The following is a 19,106-nucleotide window of genomic DNA, read 5'->3' as shown; positions in this document are numbered from 1 at the left end:
GATAACGATCCTTTTATATAGTGTCTATTACTACAGTTTTAATGCGCTGTTAATTAACGATTCTTGTTGCTGAGCGTGCAATGCAGGGTAACCACATGCTGGCGCAGCAGAAGCTTCACGACCGGCGTAACTCAATTGAGCTCCTGCGGGTATAACGCTCCAGAAATGATGTTGGCTACAATACCAAGCCCCTTGGTTCTGCGGCTCTTCTTGGCACCAAACGAAATCTTTAACATGAGCATAATCAGCAAGAATCGCAGCCGCTTCTTCATGTGGGAACGGATATAACTGTTCTACACGAATAAGTGCGACATTATTTTTGCCCTCTTTACGACGACGCTCTAGCAGTTCAAAGTAAACTTTGCCGCTACAGAAAACGACTCTATCCACTTCGCTAGCATCTAACTCATCGATTTCGCCAATCAAGTTCTGGAAGGTACCTTCGGCTAACTCTTCCAAGCTTGAAACAGCTAATGGATGACGTAGCAGCGATTTCGGTGACATAACCACAAGTGGGCGACGCATAGGACGCACCACTTGACGACGCAACATGTGGTAAACCTGAGCAGGTGTAGATGGCACACACACTTGCATGTTGTGGTTAGCACAAAGCTGTAGGAAACGCTCGAGACGCGCACTTGAATGCTCAGGGCCCTGACCTTCATAGCCATGTGGCAATAGCATAGTTAGACCACATAAACGGCCCCACTTTTGCTCGCCAGATGACAAAAATTGGTCAATGACGACCTGTGCACAGTTAGCAAAATCACCAAACTGAGCTTCCCAAAGTGTCAGTCCACCGGGTTCTGCTGTTGCATAGCCATACTCAAATGCAAGTACTGATGCCTCAGATAATACAGAGTCAGTTAGATCGATCGGACCTTGGTCTTCAGCGATATTACGCAGTGGCATGTAAGCCGTTGCATCATTTTGATTATGTAGCACAGCATGACGATGGAAGAAGGTTCCACGACCAGAATCTTGACCGGTAATGCGGATACGATTCTTATCTTCAAGAATCGACGCATAGGCTAATGTTTCTGCAAAGCCCCAATCGAGAAGCTTTTCGCCTGCGGCCATTAAAAGACGATCTTTGTAGATTTTCGCTACGCGAGATTGAAGCTTATGACTTTCAGGCACATAGCTTATTTTATCCGCTAAGTTTCTAATTCTATCCATCGACATCTGCGCAGGATAGTCGTCATTCCATTCTGCACCTATGTAGGGAGTCCAGTCTACAGAGTGCAACGTCATAGGACGCCACTCTTTAACGACACAATCACCGTCATCCAATGCATCACGATAAGCGTTAACCATTGAGGTAACGTCATCGCTACCCAATGTATTTTCTGCGATTAGCTTATCGGCATAGATTTTTCTTGGCGTTGGATGTTTTTTAATTTGAGCATACATCAGCGGCTGCGTAGCACTCGGCTCATCAGCTTCGTTATGGCCATGACGACGATAACAAACTAAATCGATCACCACATCACGCTTAAATTCGTTACGATAATCAACCGCTAGTTGCGATACAAAAGCCACCGCTTCAGGGTCGTCAGCATTAACGTGGAAAATAGGCGCCTGTACCATCTTGGCGATATCAGTACAGTATTCCGTTGAACGAACATCTTCAGTCAGGTTGGTGGTAAAACCAACTTGGTTGTTGACAACGATACGGATTGAACCGCCCACTTTAAAGCCGCGAGTCTGAGACATATTAAATGTCTCTTGCACGATACCCTGACCGGTAATCGCTGAATCACCATGAATGGTGATAGGCATGACTTGCAGGCCAGTATCACATTGGCGTCGATCTAAACGAGCACGTACTGAACCGATAACCACAGGATTGACGATCTCTAAGTGAGATGGGTTAAAGGCGAGCGCTAGATGGACATTGCCACCGGGAGTTTCAAAGTCCGATGAAAAACCTTGGTGATATTTAACATCACCAGAGCCGTTAAGCTCATCGCTATGCTTACCGGCAAATTCATCAAACAACTCTGATGGTTTTTTACCTAGCACGTTTACAAGCAGGTTTAAACGACCACGATGAGCCATGCCGATGACGACTTCTTTAGTACCAGCATCGCCCGCACGATAAATTATTTCACGCATCATAGGAACAAGCGCATCACCACCTTCGAGTGAGAAACGTTTGGCACCAGGGAATTTAGCACCTAGGTATTTTTCGATACCTTCGGCCGCGTTTAACCCTTCAAGAATGCGTGTTTTATCGGCTTTCGAATATTTTGCTGCACCAAGAGACGGCTCGAGACGTTGCTGGATCCAGCGTTTCTCGTCCGTGTCAGTAATATGCATATACTCTGCGCCAATTGAGCCACAATATGTCGCTTTCAAGGCTTTAACCAGATCAACAAGCTTCATAGTGTCACCACCATGAGCAAACGATCCAGTATTGAATTCGCGCTGCATGTCGTCGCTATCTAGACCGTGAAAAAATGGGTCTAGCTCAGAGACTTTATCGCGCTTCCATATATCTAGCGGATCCAAATTCGCGTTCTGGTGACCACGAAAACGGTGCGCGTTAATCATCTGTAGGACTTTAACTTGCTTTGCATCGACTTCATGATCGGTCACCTTAGGTGAACCTTTCTGACGTCCATCTAATGCAAGACTACGAAAATAGTCGCGTATTTTAGAGTGGGCAGCTTCAGGCACGTCACTAGATGTACCATTCACTAGAGGGAGGTTATCAAACACGACACGCCAGTCTTCAGTTACTGACTGAGGGTCTTCTTGATAGGCTTCATACATCTCTTCTACATAGGTCGAATTCGCGCCATTAAGATGAGACGATTCAAGCCAGGCTTTCATGATGCCTTGGTGCATTTCTATTCCTTTCAAACTGTATACACGTGCTTAGCCAAAGTCATAAATACAGAGCCTTGTTGTCGCCAAAGGTTCTGCAATCTCTGTAGCCCCGAGAGTTCCAGATTTACTATTATTGTCTTCCATGACACAAAAAGAGTCACTCTCTCAAAGAGGGTGACTCTCATAGAGCTATATCAATATCGGCTCTTTAATTTGCATCTAAACGGCTCTCTTCAGAAGCATAGACTTAATGTGTCCAATTGCTTTTGTCGGGTTAAGCCCTTTAGGACAAACGTCAACGCAGTTCATAATGCCATGACAGCGGAATACACTATAGGCATCATCAAGCTCTGATAGACGCTCTTCAGTCGCAGTATCACGGCTGTCGATCAAGAAGCGATATGCGTGAAGCAAACCACTCGGACCGATGAACTTATCAGGGTTCCACCAGAACGAAGGACAAGCGGTAGAACAACATGCACACATAATGCACTCATAGAGTCCATCTAGATGCGCACGCTCTTCAGGTGACTGCAGATGTTCACGCGCAGGCGTTTTCGCATCGTTAATCAAATAAGGCTTAATCTTTTCGTACTGAGTGTAGAACTGGGTTAAGTCTACAATTAAGTCGCGCACTACCGGCATGCCTGGTAGCGGGCGGATCTCAATTTTTTTGTTCTTGAAGGTCGAAACAGGCGTGATACACGCCAAGCCGTTTTTACCATTCATGTTAACACCATCACTACCACACACACCTTCACGGCATGAGCGTCTAAATGACAATGTTGAATCTAACTCTTTCAGCTTTATCAGTGCATCCAGTACCATCATATCAGTACCTTCGTCTACTTCTAAGCTGTAATCCTTCATGTAAGGTTTAGTATCTACATCAGGATTGTAGCGATAAACTGCAAATTCCAATTTCATCGTCGCTTCTCCTAGTAGGTGCGCTTAACAGGCGGGAACGCAGCACGAAGCTTTGGCTCCATGTTCACATCACGCTTAGTCATAAGCTCGGTTATCGGGTCGTATATGCTGTGGCATAACCAGTTTTCATCATCACGGTCTAAGAAATCTTCACGTGAGTGCGCACCACGACTTTCCGTACGGAAGTTTGCAGCTGTAGCAGTCGCAATTGCTGTCGCCATCAAGTTATCAAGCTCTAAGCACTCTATTCGCTGAGTGTTAAACTCAGATGAATTGTCAGAGAGCTTAGCGTTAGCTAGACGTTCTCGAATTGCTTTAAGCTCTTTCAGGCCTTCAGCCATTGCATCGCCACTTCTAAATACTGAGAAGTTAAGCTGCATACAAAGCTGTAGATCTTTACGGATAGTCTCTGGATCTTCGCCGTCTTTGTTGCTTTCCCAACGATTCAAACGCGTCAGAGATGTTTCGATTTGATCTTCGGTTGCATCTTTCGGATTAGGCGTTGCATCGAGTGCTTTACCCAAATGCTGACCAGCTGCGCGCCCAAAGACGACTAAATCGAGTAGTGAGTTACCGCCTAGACGGTTAGCACCATGAACTGATACACAAGCAATTTCACCTACGGCAAATAATCCGACGATATCTTCTTCTGTACCGTCTGCATTTTGACGTAAAACTTGACCACTAACTTTAGCTGGCAAACCACCCATCATATAGTGACAAGTTGGCAATACTGGAATTGGACCATCTGCTGGATCGATATGGGCGAATGTACGAGACAATTCACAAACACCAGGAAGACGCGCTTCTAGGGTTTCTTTACCTAAATGATCAAGCTTTAGTAAACAGTGCGGGCCTAATGGACCATCTAGACCACGACCTTCACGAATTTCAGTCATCATCGAACGTGCTACCACGTCACGAGATGCTAAATCTTTCGCGTTAGGCGCATAACGCTCCATGAAACGTTCACCGTCTTTGTTGAGTAGGTATCCACCTTCACCACGACAACCTTCAGTTACAAGCACACCTGCACCAGCGATACCCGTTGGGTGGAACTGCCACATCTCCATGTCTTGCATTTGAACGCCGGCACGAATCGCCATACCAACGCCGTCACCGGTGTTGATGTGGGCATTGGTAGTCGATGCGTATATACGCCCGGCTCCACCCGTCGCTAGAATTGTTGCCTTAGCTTTGAAATAAACGATTTCGCCAGTTTCAATTTCGATTGCAGTACAACCAACAATGACACCGTCTTCGTTTTTAACTAAATCAAGCGCGTACCACTCTGAGAATACTTCAGTCTTGTGCTTAACATTTTGTTGATAAAGACAATGAAGTAGAGCGTGACCTGTACGGTCAGCTGCTGCAGCAGTACGAGCCGCCTGTTCGCCACCAAAGTTCTTTGATTGGCCGCCGAACGGACGTTGGTAAATAGTGCCATTTTCAAAACGAGAGAATGGAAGCCCCATCTGCTCTAATTCGATAACGGCTTCTGGACCTGTTTTACACATGAACTCAATCGCTTCTTGGTCACCGATAAAATCGGAACCTTTCACGGTATCGTACATGTGTTGTTCCCAGTGATCTTCATGGGCATTACCCAATGCTACGGTGATACCACCCTGCGCAGAAACAGTATGAGAACGTGTAGGAAATACTTTAGATAACAGCGCGCAGCTCTTACCTTCTTTGGAAATCTGTAATGCCGCGCGCATACCTGCGCCACCAGCGCCGATTACAACCGCGTCAAATTCGCGAACTGGAATACCCACTTAAACACCCCACACAATCAAAATGCCTGCTGCCAAATAAGAGAAGGCGGCTACGACAAAAACAAACTGAAGTACACCACGTAGAGACACGCACTTAACGTAATCGGTAAGCACCTGCCAAACACCAATCCATGCATGGACTAGAATCGCAACCAGTGCGAGTAGTGTGAAGACTTTCATTGGCAGAGCACTAAATAATCCGTGCCATGCATCATAAGTCAGTGGAGAGCTACATGCGATAAAACCAACCAGAAAAATAGTGTAACAGGCTAGAATTACTGCACTTGCACGTATAAGAATAAAGTCATGGACACCGCTGCGACCAAGACTTGCTGCGTTAGTTACCATACCCAAATCCCCGCAATGATTGAAAACACTACTGACAATGCAATAGCCACTTTAGCCGAAGTTAATCCTGAAGAGAGTTCTTCCCAATAGCCAGCATCCATCACTAAGTGGCGTAAGCCCACTATCAAGTGATAACCCAGCGCGGTAAGAATTCCCCAGACGATAAACTTGACGATAAAGTTATCAAAAAGAGATTGGACGCCAGCAAAACTTTCAGCGGATGCTAATGATTCATTAAGCAACCAGATAAGAATACCGACAGCAAACAACATAATAACGCCCGATACACGGTGTAGGATGGACGCGATCGCAGTTGCAGGGAACTGTATAGTCTGAAGATCTAAATGGACAGGTCTTTGCTTTTTCACGTTCTGCTCACTCTGCTCAATTGAGCTAATTTTTGTTATACGAACCGCTTTTGTTCAGATCCCCATCTGCGAACTAGGTCACAGTTTAAGCTCTTCACAAAAGAAAACTTGAAACAAACATTTAACAGATTAGCGAACACTAATTAAGATTGTAAAAAAGTGATAACTATTCACTAATGTCTGCAGCTCATCTGAGCCGCAGCAAGTATACGTGGGTGAAATGTCAAATACAAACATCACATTATGCAAATTTTGTTTTTTTGGTAAAAAAATCTGCCAAGCCCCTGCTACGACAGGTAGTTATTGACTATTAAGACCATGGTCTAACAAATTTAAACGCTTATTTAAATTGAAATGTGATCTAGATTCACTGTAAGGTATTGGGGTTTGATAAGCCGCACTCAATAAGAATGAAGTAAGGAGAATGGGGTATGGCTGAAAATATAGCCAAATTGGAACTACCAGGGAACGATTCAATCGATTTGCCGATCAAGAAAGGAACGGCAGGATTTGATGTCATAGACATCAGTAAGCTAGGTAGCACAGGTCACTTTACCTTCGATCCAGGATTTCTCGCAACAGCTTCCTGCGAATCAGCGATTACTTATATCGACGGCGCACAAGGGATCCTGCTTCATCGCGGATACCCAATTGGCGAGTTGGCAATAGACTCTGATTATTTAGATTTATGCTATTTGCTGCTTTACGGAGAGCTTCCGAATAAAGCACAGTACGATACATTCGTACACACGGTTAAAAACCACACCATGGTTAATGAGCAACTTGCAGCCTTCTTTAGAGGTTTCAGACGTGATGCTCACCCAATGGCAATGTTGTGTGGCGTTACCGGCGCACTTTCTGCGTTCTACCAAGACTCTTTGGATGTGAATGACGAACGTCACCGCGAAATTGCTGCATTCCGTTTGGTGTCTAAGATGCCAACTATTGCTGCAATGTGTTACAAGTACTCTATTGGTCAGCCTTTTGTCTACCCACGTAACGATTTAAGCTACGCAGGTAACTTCCTCAGCATGATGTTTGCAGTGCCGTGTGAAGAGTACAAGGTTAACCCAATCGTTGAGCGTGCTATGGATCGTATCTTCATCCTTCACGCCGATCATGAACAAAATGCATCGACTTCAACTGTTCGTCTAGCGGGTTCATCAGGGGCTAACCCATTTGCTTGTATTGCTGCGGGTATCGCGTCTCTTTGGGGACCGGCTCATGGTGGTGCAAACGAAGCTTGCTTGAACATGCTTGAAGAGATTGGCAGCGTTGACCGTATTCCAGAGTTTATTGCACGTGCAAAGGATAAAGAAGATCCTTTCCGTCTAATGGGCTTCGGACATCGTGTTTACAAGAACTTCGACCCTCGCGCAAAAGTTATGCGTGAAACCTGTCATGAAGTTCTAGCTGAGCTAAATGTGAATGATCCACTGTTAGATGTTGCAATGGAACTTGAACGTATTGCATTAGAAGACGATTATTTCGTGTCTAAGAAACTGTATCCGAACGTTGATTTCTACTCAGGGATCATCATGAAGGCTATCGGTATTCCAACTAGCATGTTCACTGTACTTTTCGCCCTAGCGCGCACAGTCGGTTGGATTGCACATTGGAAAGAGATGCTAGATCAGCCTGGTCATAAGATCAGTCGTCCTCGCCAGCTATATACTGGTGATGCTGAGCGTAGTTTTATAGCTAAAGACAAGCGCGACTAACTACCCAAGTTAGTCGTTGAACTTTAGATAGAATACTAAAAGGCACTCATTGAGTGCCTTTTTTATTGGCTGACAAAGTATGTCCTCCCTTTACCATCAGTTTTATCAACGCTTAACTCACTCTAGGACAGAAATGAGATAGCTTAGCAGAACAACTTGGGAATAATTGGGAGTCATCCCGGCAAGGCTTCTGAGCCGGGATCTAGTGCCATTACCTAAAATATCTACTTATAATGGAAAGCAGCTCATCCACTATGTTCCTTTGCAAGCCGCCGTGAATACCTCCATGTAGGCTCTGCTGAAAAATCCCTTTTTCAGAAGCTTGCACGTTCCAAAGCAGATGCTCTGCCAGCGAGTTCAGAGTAGCGTCTAGCTCATTTCTGGACAGAAACGAGCTAGTTTACGTCTAAAATCTGACCCAGATTCGTCATCCCGCGACTGAATGGCCGTTGATAGTTCCAACAACAATGGCATTTCCTACGTCCTTGTAATTCAGATTCAGGAGGTAGAGCAATGCAAGGAGCAATTGCCGAGTGAAGCTTCTGGGCTGGATCCCAGTGCCTTTAAGTCTAAAATTATCAGGCCATATTGAAATAGCAGAGCATGCGCCCTGTGTCCTAGCAAGCCGCCACAAGTACGTCCATGTAGGCTCTGCTAAATCATCCGTGATTTAGAAGCTTGCACGCCCCACAGCACATGCTCTGCCAGCAAGTTTCAATGTACCGCCTGACACGCTTCTGGACAGAAGGGAGTTAGTGCTAAAGCTCTGAAAATGACTTTTGGCATTAGGGAAAGTATTGCAATCGGATAACGCCTTGCTAATACGAATCAGACTTAAGCAATTTGTTATGTGTGTTTTCCCATTTCTTGCTTAACTGACGACTTTAAATCTGTAAGAGTCTCTTTTATTTGCTCAGTTGCATCTTTGTAAGATACATAAGTTTTAGGGTTTGTTTTGTTATTCAATTCCAAAATGTCAAACTGACGATGTACTTTGTAAACTATTGATTGTGTTGTCTTTGGCTCAAATGGAATATTTGGGAAATAGAGAGTTGATAACATTTCAATTCTGTCAGAAAGCTCGACGCTTTCAACCATTTTGTCTATTGTCTTTTGATCTGTAGGAGGATGATTGTAAAGACGAGATAAGATATCAAAGCAAAGTCTTTCATATGAATAAATCGCAGCCGCAAACTCTTCCAGTTTTACGATGCGAAGATTCCTATTGTCTTTTCGCTTGCTAAACCATTGGTTTAAAAGTAATAGGGACACCGCGAGTAAGGTTGAAACACAAATCGAGAATAGTGTCGCTTGCTGTGCCGCTGTCCCAAAAGTTTTAACAAACCACTCAATCATAAAATCTTTACTCGAAACTTAATTAAACACATAACGCCCGCCTAACACGCAATGTGTTGGCATGGCTTTTTGCGTTGTTTGCCAAAACCATGACAACATAACATTGTCGGAGTTTAGGCGCTTGTTATACATCAAATTCACCACTGCTGTTTATGTATGTAATAGCAAACGCTAAGCTTTCTTTAGTCCAAATATCTATTTCAGACTCAGCTTTCATGTAGTTGTCAGTGAAGTCTTGAGCAAAAGCTAAGTACCCTTCTTCGGACTCATAATAGTACTCCCTATTTTTCAGCCACAAGTGCTTAATAGCAATATGAATTGTGTCGGATAGATCTAATACTTCTTCAACAACCAAAGGCCAATCAGAATGAGATGAATCAAAAACTTTTTGGATGTTCATTTCTTGAATTTGTTTATATCTATCTGAGCTAACAAAACCTAATGTATTTAAGATGTAGGACTCAAAAAAAAGATAAATTGGATTTTCTTTATACCTAGGTATCTCAAACACTGACATGGACTATCCTTGATGTATAACGCCCCTCTAATAAGTGAGCCATGTGCTGGCGGGCGATTTGCTCAGCAAATGGCATGACAGCCTTGGTGAGTCTTAATTTAGAGACTTGTTAGCTGTACTTTGACTTTTGTTAAACATTTTTGGAGCGCGTAATGCTGTTACAAATGCTATAGAAAAAAGAACACCTGTGTATGCGAACCATGATATCTGGTACAAGCCTAATAAATTACTTAGATTATGTGCCATAAAGAAAACAAAAATTGATGATAATGCTAAATTTTTAATAGCTAGTGATTCTTTTATTATTAGTTGGCCTAGAAAGAAGCCTACGCCACCGATTAAACCAGCTACCAATACACTTAAGGCAACACCAAAAGTACTAATATTAGAACCTGAACTATAAACAGAATAGTAGCGGAGTAAAAAACCGAAAACGATCAGGAATATGGTAAATAGGCTTGATTGTTTAACAATGCTCAATGTAACTCCTTGTACAGCTAACATTTTAATATACGGCGTGCGCGTTTTGCCAGGCCATGTTGAAAAAGCGTGCACAGTAAAAAGTCTGAAAAAATCATTAATAACAGCTCATTAAACATTTACGCTTAAGATTGTATCCAATACACCTAGGGAGAAAAGTGAGTCGCACACTTTGCTTTCCGGTTATCTGAACTTTTCATGAACGCACACTTACATCTTACTGAATTTACGCCACTTTCTCTTTTCACTCAATAGCAAACCGTGAACTGATTGCGCAAAATTTAGAGATTAACCGCACAAAACCGATACTACTGTATAAAAGTACAAGCATTGGTTAACTAAAAGGTTCTCGCTAGACGGAACCCATACCTTTCCGACTGATGAGAAAAAGTATTACAAAGAGGCCAGTGTTGCATAGGACAAATTACTGGAGATAACACATAAAGGGGCATAAATGCGTTAGCTGCTGCCCGAATTGGTTCCAATTGCTTGCAGCAGGTGCTGGACAGGATGTCCGAATGTCGTGATCACATGGTCGATGATGCTCCCGACATTAGAACGACATTTCCCATATCCCGTTGGGTCAGATGTGAATGAACGACCGTATGTGCAGTCGCTACTGAGGCTCGCCGCAACTCTTTATAAAAGAAAGGGTCCCTGAAGCCTCAACGAAATCATCTGACCTCCAAGGACAGAGGAAATGCCAGATTCTGTATGGAACAGAATTGGCCTGTTTTCGACGGCCTCAGCCGAATCTGCACTGAGTTATAAAAGCGCAAACTCTCAGCATTTTAGTTCTTAATTTAAAACCAAAAAAGTCACCACTCCTTATAGCCAGCAGAACACGCCAATCTTTCCCGTTGGAAATTTCGCTGTTTAAATTTTGCCGGGGCGCTGAGGGATTGACTCTTATGAAATCAAGAGCGGGCGCAAGCGCTTTTCCCCTTGGCTCTACTTTTGATTACAAGAACGGGCGAAGCGAGCGTTTATGTAGATACTGCTGAAACTCGCTAGAAACAAGTTTCGCCACATATTGTTAAAAACCGCAACAATTAAACCTTTCCGCTACACTTTTTATCAAAAACACCAACATACTAAGCCACTGCCAACCTAAGTCATTGTATACAAACAGATACTACTTTTGGCACACATAATGCTTATTAAGCGTTAATGAAATAACTTAAATGGGTTTATAGACATGGAAGCACTCAACAACAAGAAAATCATCCTACCTATTCTGCTTGTAGCACTATTGAGCGCCTGTGGCGCGGAAGAAGAGATTAAAGAGGAGGAAAAATATGCCATCCCAGTGGAGACGACAACGGTGATCCAAGGTGATGTATCCTCATTTTATAGCACCACAGCTACCCTTGAAGCGCCAGAGGAAGCGAAAGTGGTTACCCGTGTTGCTGGGCTTATTCAATCAATCAATGTTGAAGAGGGTGATCGCGTAACTAAAGGTCAACTCCTTGCCGTTATCGATTCAAAAAGACAAAAATTTGATTTAGACCGCTCACAAGCTGAAGTCGAGATTATTGAACAAGAACTTAATCGTCTGAAAAAAATCAGCAATAAGGAGTTTTTTAGTGCCGACTCGATGGCTAAACTCGAATATAACCTTCAAGCCGCAATCGCTAAGCGCGATCTAGCTGCACTATATGTGCAGGAAAGCATGATCCGTTCACCGATTGAAGGCGTTGTCGCAACTCGCTTTGTAAAGTCTGGCAATATGGCCAAAGAGTTCGACGAACTGTTCTATATCGTTAATCAAGACGAGCTATACGGGATTGTGCATCTGCCTGAGCAGCAACTACAGCATCTTCGTTTAGGACAAGACGCACAGATTTTTGCCAATAAGCATACCCAAGATACCACTCACGCGACGGTGTTACGCATAAGCCCTATTGTTGATGCCCAAAGCGGTACCTTTAAAGTGACACTGTCAGTGCCGAACCAAAAGGCCACTTTAAAAGCTGGTATGTTTACCCGAGTGGAGCTTAGATACGATACCCATAATGATGTCATCACTGTCCCTTATAATGCACTGGTGAATCAAGACAATGAGTTTGCCTTGTATGTTATTGATGGAACCAATGCTAATCGCCGCACCGTAACACTGGGTTATCGCGAAGCAGATACGGTAGAAGTCGTTGCAGGTATCGAATCAGGCGAGCAGATCGTTATCCGTGGTCATCAGAATCTTAAAGATCAATCACTGGTTGAAGTGATTAGCTCTTTAGATATTGCATCAGCCAAGTAGACCGGGAGCAAGCGTTATGTCAATAATAAAAACCTCGGTAAACCGACCTGTTACAGTGTGGATGTTCATGTTTGCTGTCATTCTTTTTGGCATGGTTGGTTTTTCACGCTTAGCAGTAAAACTACTTCCTGATTTAAGCTATCCAACCATTACCATACGCACCCAATATATCGGAGCGGCGCCAGTTGAAGTTGAACAACTGGTCTCTAAACCGATTGAGGAAGCCGCTGGTATCGTTAAAGGCTTACGTAAGATTAATTCTATTTCTCGCTCAGGAATGTCGGATGTAGTGCTCGAGTTTGAATGGGGTACCGATATGGATATGGCCAGCCTTGATGTACGAGAAAAACTCGACACCATTGAATTGCCATTGGATGTGAAAAAGCCCCTACTACTGCGATTTAACCCAAATTTGGACCCTATCGTTCGTCTGGCATTATCGATTCCAAGCACAAGCGCCGATGTGGCGAGTTCTGCAACTGAGAATGAACTCAAGCAGATGCGTACTTATGCAGAAGAGGAGTTGAAGCGTCAGCTTGAGTCATTGTCAGGTGTCGCGGCTGTTCGTCTTTCAGGCGGACTGCAGCAGGAAGTGCATATTCAACTCAATCAACAAATGCTGACTCAGCTTAATCTCAGCGCCGATCTTATACGGTCTCGCATTAGCGAAGAGAACATTAACCTCTCCGCTGGTAAAGTGATTCAGGGTGACAAGGAGTATTTGGTAAGAACACTGAACCAGTTCAACTCACTTGAAGAGCTAGGTCAAATTGTGATCTACCGCGATGCACAAACTTTAGTCCGACTATTTGAAGTAGCTGATATTGTTGATGCCCATAAAGAGCGTAACGATATTACTCGTATCGGCGACAGAGAGTCTATTGAGCTCGCCATTTATAAAGAGGGTGATGCCAATACGGTTGCTGTGGCGCGTAAAGTCACTGATGAGATTAATAATCTCAACAAAAATAGCCCAAAAGCTGAACTAAAAGTCATTTACGACCAATCAGAGTTTATCGAAAGTGCAGTTAATGAAGTCACATCCGCAGCACTCATCGGTAGTTTATTATCAATGTTGGTTATCTATCTCTTTTTAAGAGATATTATTCCAACCCTTATCATCTCTATCTCCATCCCCTTCTCTGTTATTGCCACTTTTAACATGATGTATTTTGCAGGGATCAGCCTAAACATCATGTCACTTGGCGGTATAGCATTAGCCGTCGGCCTACTCGTTGATAACGCAATTGTGGTGCTGGAAAATATAGACCGCTGTAAATCATTAGGCATGAGTAAACTAGACGCCGCGGTGACAGGAACTAAAGAGGTTTCAGGCGCAATTTTTGCTTCAACGCTAACGACACTCGCCGTATTTGTACCCTTAGTATTTGTTGATGGTGTTGCAGGTGCGCTATTTTCAGACCAAGCACTTACCGTTGCTTTTGCTTTGCTAGCATCGCTATTTGTGGCTCTTACCACTATCCCGATGTTGGCCTCACGTGAGGGTTTCAAAACACTGCCGCCACTATTAGCTAAGACTGAGAAAGTAAAACCCGTAACAAAACTTGGAAAACTTAAGCACTACAGTGCAACGGTGTTTTCATTTCCTTTCGTGCTGTTATTCAACTACATACCCAGTGCGCTATTGGCATTTACGCTCATTTTAGGCCGCTCTGTTTCGTGGATCGTTGGACTGGTTATGCGCCCTTTAAGCGCAGCATTTAACTGGATATATAGTTTGCTTGAACGTGGCTACCATCGCCTGTTAGCTGCAGCCCTAAAATTTAAAGTGTTAACCTTATCTATCGCAGTGGGTATTACCGCGGGTGCAGCCCTGCTAGTTCCAAGCTTAGGAATGGAGCTTATTCCTCCGATGAACCAAGGTGAGTTTTACGTTGAAGTACTACTGCCACCGGGAACGGAAGTTTCTGAAACAGACAGAGTACTGCGTACTCTCGCACTTTCGATTAAAGATAGAGCAGATGTTAAACACGCCTATAGCCAAGCGGGTAGCGGCGGCTTAATGACGTCTGATACTTCACGTGGTGGAGAAAACTGGGGGCGCTTACAAGTGGTACTTAGCGACCATGATGCTTTTGATGCCGTCACGCAAAAATTACGTACCACAGCAATGAGGATCCCGGAGCTTGAAGCCAAGATCCAGCATCCAGAACTATTCAGCTTTAAAACACCACTTGAGATTGAACTGGTGGGCTATGATCTTGCCCAGCTTAAAACGACTGCCGATACCTTAGTCGATGCATTATCTGACTCTGACCGCTTTGCCGATATCAATACCAGCCTACGTGATGGCCAGCCGGAATTAAGTATTCGTTTTGATCATCAGCGCCTTGCAGCCTTAGGAATGGATGCACCGTCGGTTGCCAACCGAATTGCTCAACGTATTGGCGGCACTGTTGCCAGCCAATATACCGTCCGAGATCGTAAGGTTGATATTCTGGTTCGCAGCGAGCTTGATGAACGTAATCAAATCAGTGATATCGATTCGATGATCATCAACCCAAACAGTAGCCACCCTATTTCGCTTAGCGCGGTAGCTGACGTCACTCTCAAACTAGGCCCATCGGCGATTAACAGAATTAGCCAACAACGTGTGGCTATTGTCTCGGCAAACTTGGCCTATGGTGATCTTAATGACGCCGTGTTAACTGCTAGAGAAATTTTAGCGGATCAAACACTACCTACCTCAATTCAGGCGCGTTTTGGCGGCCAAAATGAAGAGATGGAACACTCATTCCAGTCATTACAGATTGCTTTAGTGTTAGCGGTATTCTTGGTTTACCTGGTGATGGCAAGTCAGTTTGAGTCGCTATTGCACCCTTTACTCATTCTTATCGCAGTGCCGATGGCTGTCGGTGGCAGTATTTTGGGGCTTTATGTCACCCAAACCCACCTAAGCGTGGTGGTGTTTATTGGTCTGATAATGCTTGCCGGTATTGTAGTGAACAACGCCATTGTACTGGTTGATAGAATTAACCAACTGCGTCAATCAGGGCAAGATAAACTGACCGCTATAACAAATGCTGCGCAGTCACGCCTTCGTCCAATCATCATGACAACCATGACAACGGCTTTGGGTTTATCCCCTATGGCCTTAGGATTGGGTGATGGCAGCGAAGTCCGAGCACCAATGGCAATTACCGTGATATTTGGTCTATCACTATCAACATTGCTAACACTAGTTGTGATCCCCGCGCTTTATGCACTCTTTGACCGCAAGGATTACTCAAAAGATGCCGTGGTAACTGAAGGAGCTAAAGCATGAGTATCACACGCTTAGCGATTAAAAGACCGGTAACAACGGCGATGTTCTTTATCGCTATTTTACTCTTCGGCCTTGCTTCAAGCAGACTATTACCACTGGAGATGTTTCCTGGCATTGATATTCCTCAGGTCATCGTTGAAGTGCCCTATAAAGGCTCGACACCGTCTGAAGTTGAACGGGATATCACCAGTATATTAGAGGAAACACTGGCGACTATGGGCGGCATAGAGGAGCTTCGATCTAGTTCATCGCAAAACGGGGCAGAAATAGAGCTAAGAATGAAGTGGGGAGAAAACGTTGCCACTAAAAGCTTAGAAGCACGAGAAAAAGTAGACTCTGTACGTCATCTACTGCCCAAAGATGTAGAGCGTGTTTTCATCAGACAATTTAGTACTGCCGATATGCCGGTACTCAATTTAAGGATATCCAGTGACAGGGAGCTCTCTGGTGCATTTGATCTGTTGGATAAACAACTCAAAAGGCCGCTTGAACGTGTTGAAGGTGTTTCGCAAGTCACTTTATATGGTGTTGAGCAAAAGCAGATAGAAATTAGAATCAATGCAGATAAGCTTGCTGCTAGTAACATCTCCATTAAGGATCTAACGCGTCGCTTACAACAAGAGAACTTTGTTATTAGCGCTGGTGTGCTAAAAACAGATTCTCGCGTATATCAGGTGTCACCTAAAGGTGAGTTTAGAAACCTAGATGAGATCAACTCGCTAGTGCTTACCCCAGGGATCACCTTAGGTGATATCGCTTCAGTGAGATTTGCTCTACCTGAACGTCTAGACGGTCGCCATTTGGATCAAAATTACGCCGTCGGCTTGGATGTATTTAAGGAGTCTGGTGCAAACTTAGTTGACGTTTCAACTCGTGTAATGAAGGTCATTGAAAGTGCTAAACAAGATCCTCAATTCCAAGGCATTAAGCTCTTTGTAATGGAAGATCAAGCATATGGCGTAACATCATCACTTAAGGATCTACTCACTGCCGGTTTGATTGGTGCCCTACTCTCCTTTGTGGTGCTATATCTGTTTTTACGTAACCTTAAAATGACGCTAGTTATCGTATCATCAGTACCTATCGCGATTTGCATGACACTCGCTGCAATGTACTTACTCGGTTACAGCCTAAATATTCTCTCAATGATGGGGCTGCTGCTGGCCGTCGGTATGCTGATTGATAACGCAGTTGTGGTCACAGAGAGTGTATTGCAAGAAAAGCAGCTGCAAAAATCACAAGCTCAATCACATGATAAGACCGCAGTAAGCGACAATAGCTCAATACTTAACGGTGTAGATAAAGTATCGCTGGCTGTACTTGCTGGAACCCTAACCACCGCCATTGTTTTTCTACCCAATATTGTTGGTGTTAAAGTCGAATTAACGATTTTTCTTGAGCATGTAGCAATCGCTATCTGTATTTCACTGGCGGCATCACTGTTAGTGGCTAAAACTCTATTGCCTTTGATGCTCAGTAAGATGGAGTTTGATCTACCAGAAAAAGTACAGCAGAGTAAATTACAGCTACGCTACCATAAAAGCCTCAACTGGATCTTAGCTAGGCCACGTACATCCGGCGTAATTGCACTGTTGTTATTGGCGTCAACTGCGTTACCGCTTTCAATGGTAAAACAAGATCAATCCGATGGTGAAGGTAATAATCGACTCTATATTAACTACCAAGTTGAAGGACGTCACAGTTTAGCCGTTACCGAAGCTATGATAGATAAAATGGAAGGTTATCTATACGCAAATCAAGAAAAGTTTCATATAGACTCAGTGTATAGCTACTTTTCAGCAGATAGAGGCCAATCAACTCTGTTGCTAAAAGAGGATATCGAAGTTGATATGAAAGCCCTTAAAAAGATGATCCGCGAAGGGTTTCCAAAATTTTCTATCGCCACGCCTCAGTTTGGTTGGGGTGGAGAAAATAACGGTATTCGAGTATCACTAACGGGTCGTTCAACCACAGAGCTTATCCACATCAGCGAGCAAGTCATTCCGTTACTGAGCGCCATTGAAGGTTTAACCGATGTACGTTCAGAGTTAAGCGGTGCACAACAAGAGGTTGTGATCCGCATTGACCGCGAAATGGCCGCGAGACTCGATCTTAAATTAAATGAGATTGCATCGAGTATCTCTATGGCTTTGCGTGGAACTCAATTACGTTCATTCCGTCATGATCCTAATGGCGAGCTACGTATTGAGATGGCCTATGAGCAGCAATGGCGCTTATCGCTCGAAAAGCTTAAGCAGTTGCCAATCATTCGTATCGACAACCGCGTTTATACCTTAGATAGCCTAGCGAAAATCGAAATTTTGCCAAGGTTCGACACCATTCGTCATTACGACAGACAAACGGCACTCTCTATTGGTGCAAACTTGGACGAACTCACCACCGAAGAAGCCCAAGAAAAGATCACCCAAGTGATGGAGTCGATAAACTTCCCGGCAGGTTATGGCTACTCGCTGCGCGGCGGTTTTCAAAAGCAAGATGAAGATGAAGCGGTAATGGCAACAAATATGATCTTAGCCATCGCGATGATCTATATTGTCATGGCTGCATTATTTGAATCTTTACTGCTACCTACTGCCATTATCACCTCGATCCTGTTTTCGATTACAGGCGTATTCTGGGCGTTACTGTTTACGGGTACGCCAATGTCTATAATGGCGATGATTGGTATTTTGATTTTGATGGGAATTGTGGTCAACAACGGCATTGTATTGGTCGACCAGATTAACCAGCTCAAACCCGAACTCGATGAACTGTCAGATACTATCAGCCAAGTATGTCATACCCGCTTGCGTCCAGTGTTGATGACCGTAGGTACCACAGTATTGGGTTTGGTTCCTTTAGCAATGGGAGAGACTCAACTTGGCGGCGGCGGTCCATCATACTCACCGATGGCGATTGCTATTATTGGTGGCCTCACCTTTTCAACTGTGACCAGTCTTTATTTGGTGCCGTTATGCTATCAAGCTCTCTATAGAATGCGCTATCAATCTGCCATTCGCCTTGGTCAAGCCGACCGTTTTTCACGAAAAGTATTGCCTTGGATGAGTTAACAAGGTTTCTAGTCATCTAACAAAAGGCTGCTATTGCAGCCTTTTGTTGACCAACTTTCCATATTCATCGCTAAACATTCATGTTGCTGTAACTGATTGCTTTACAGTGCGCCAGTTCGACGACAGCGATAACTCGTGCAATTAAATTAACTTATCGGT

General features: G+C 44.0%; 12 protein-coding genes. 4 read left to right on the top strand and 8 right to left on the bottom strand.

The genetic code is table 11. The features are described 5' to 3' along the window. Positions 1-30: 30 nt before the first annotated feature. The 5 genes from sucA to sdhC form a co-directional block, all read right to left on the bottom strand. Positions 31-2,853: a 2-oxoglutarate dehydrogenase E1 component gene (gene sucA, locus JK628_RS09780; RefSeq protein WP_202289289.1), complete on the bottom strand. Its 2,823-nt coding sequence runs from the start codon at positions 2,851-2,853 to the stop codon at positions 31-33. 201 nt (positions 2,854-3,054) lie between these two features. Beyond that, positions 3,055-3,762, bottom strand: a complete 708-nt coding sequence (locus JK628_RS09775; protein WP_202289288.1) for a succinate dehydrogenase iron-sulfur subunit — start codon at positions 3,760-3,762, stop codon at positions 3,055-3,057. An 11-nt stretch (positions 3,763-3,773) separates the two neighbouring features. Beyond that, positions 3,774-5,540 (bottom strand): succinate dehydrogenase flavoprotein subunit, encoded by a 1,767-nt coding sequence (gene sdhA, locus JK628_RS09770; protein WP_202289287.1) that lies wholly within the window; start codon positions 5,538-5,540, stop codon positions 3,774-3,776. Continuing rightward, a complete protein-coding gene (sdhD, locus tag JK628_RS09765) occupies positions 5,541-5,888 on the bottom strand; it encodes a succinate dehydrogenase, hydrophobic membrane anchor protein (protein WP_202289286.1) in 348 nt (115 codons plus the stop codon). Continuing rightward, positions 5,882-6,277 carry a succinate dehydrogenase cytochrome b556 subunit gene (gene sdhC, locus JK628_RS09760; protein WP_202289769.1) on the bottom strand — a complete coding sequence of 132 codons (396 nt, stop codon included), beginning with the start codon at positions 6,275-6,277 and terminating at the stop codon, positions 5,882-5,884. The genes sdhD and sdhC overlap by 7 nt, the downstream gene beginning before the upstream one ends. Positions 6,278-6,687: 410 nt before the next feature. On the opposite strand from sdhC, the gene JK628_RS09755 reads away from it, so the two are divergent. Then, positions 6,688-7,977: a citrate synthase gene (locus JK628_RS09755; RefSeq protein ID WP_202289285.1), complete on the top strand. Its 1,290-nt coding sequence runs from the start codon at positions 6,688-6,690 to the stop codon at positions 7,975-7,977. An 846-nt stretch (positions 7,978-8,823) separates the two neighbouring features. On the opposite strand, the gene JK628_RS09750 is transcribed toward JK628_RS09755, so the two are convergent. The 3 genes from JK628_RS09750 to JK628_RS09740 form a co-directional block, all read right to left on the bottom strand. Then, a complete protein-coding gene (locus JK628_RS09750) occupies positions 8,824-9,333 on the bottom strand; it encodes a hypothetical protein (protein ID WP_202289284.1) in 510 nt (169 codons plus the stop codon). A 124-nt stretch (positions 9,334-9,457) separates the two neighbouring features. Further along, positions 9,458-9,850 carry a hypothetical protein gene (locus JK628_RS09745; protein ID WP_202288045.1) on the bottom strand — a complete coding sequence of 131 codons (393 nt, stop codon included), beginning with the start codon at positions 9,848-9,850 and terminating at the stop codon, positions 9,458-9,460. A gap of 93 nt (positions 9,851-9,943) precedes the next feature. Then, positions 9,944-10,330: a hypothetical protein gene (locus tag JK628_RS09740; protein WP_202289283.1), complete on the bottom strand. Its 387-nt coding sequence runs from the start codon at positions 10,328-10,330 to the stop codon at positions 9,944-9,946. A 1,198-nt stretch (positions 10,331-11,528) separates the two neighbouring features. Here JK628_RS09740 and JK628_RS09735 point away from each other — a divergent pair. From JK628_RS09735 to JK628_RS09725, 3 genes are read left to right on the top strand one after another with little or no spacing between them, the layout of a single operon-like run. Continuing rightward, entirely contained in the window at positions 11,529-12,590 is a 1,062-nt protein-coding gene (locus JK628_RS09735) for an efflux RND transporter periplasmic adaptor subunit (protein ID WP_202289282.1), read from the top strand. A gap of 16 nt (positions 12,591-12,606) precedes the next feature. Beyond that, entirely contained in the window at positions 12,607-15,876 is a 3,270-nt protein-coding gene (locus JK628_RS09730) for an efflux RND transporter permease subunit (RefSeq protein WP_202289281.1), read from the top strand. Beyond that, positions 15,873-18,947, top strand: coding sequence for an efflux RND transporter permease subunit (locus JK628_RS09725; RefSeq protein WP_202289280.1), 3,075 nt, complete (start codon positions 15,873-15,875; stop codon positions 18,945-18,947). Before JK628_RS09730 ends, JK628_RS09725 begins: the two co-directional genes overlap by 4 nt. Positions 18,948-19,106: the final 159 nt, after the last annotated feature.

It is taken from the genome of Shewanella sp. KX20019 (genome assembly GCF_016757755.1).
Lineage (GTDB): Bacteria > Pseudomonadota > Gammaproteobacteria > Enterobacterales > Shewanellaceae > Shewanella.
Note: the sequence above shows the minus strand (reverse complement) of the source record. Positions and strands in the feature narration are given on the sequence as shown.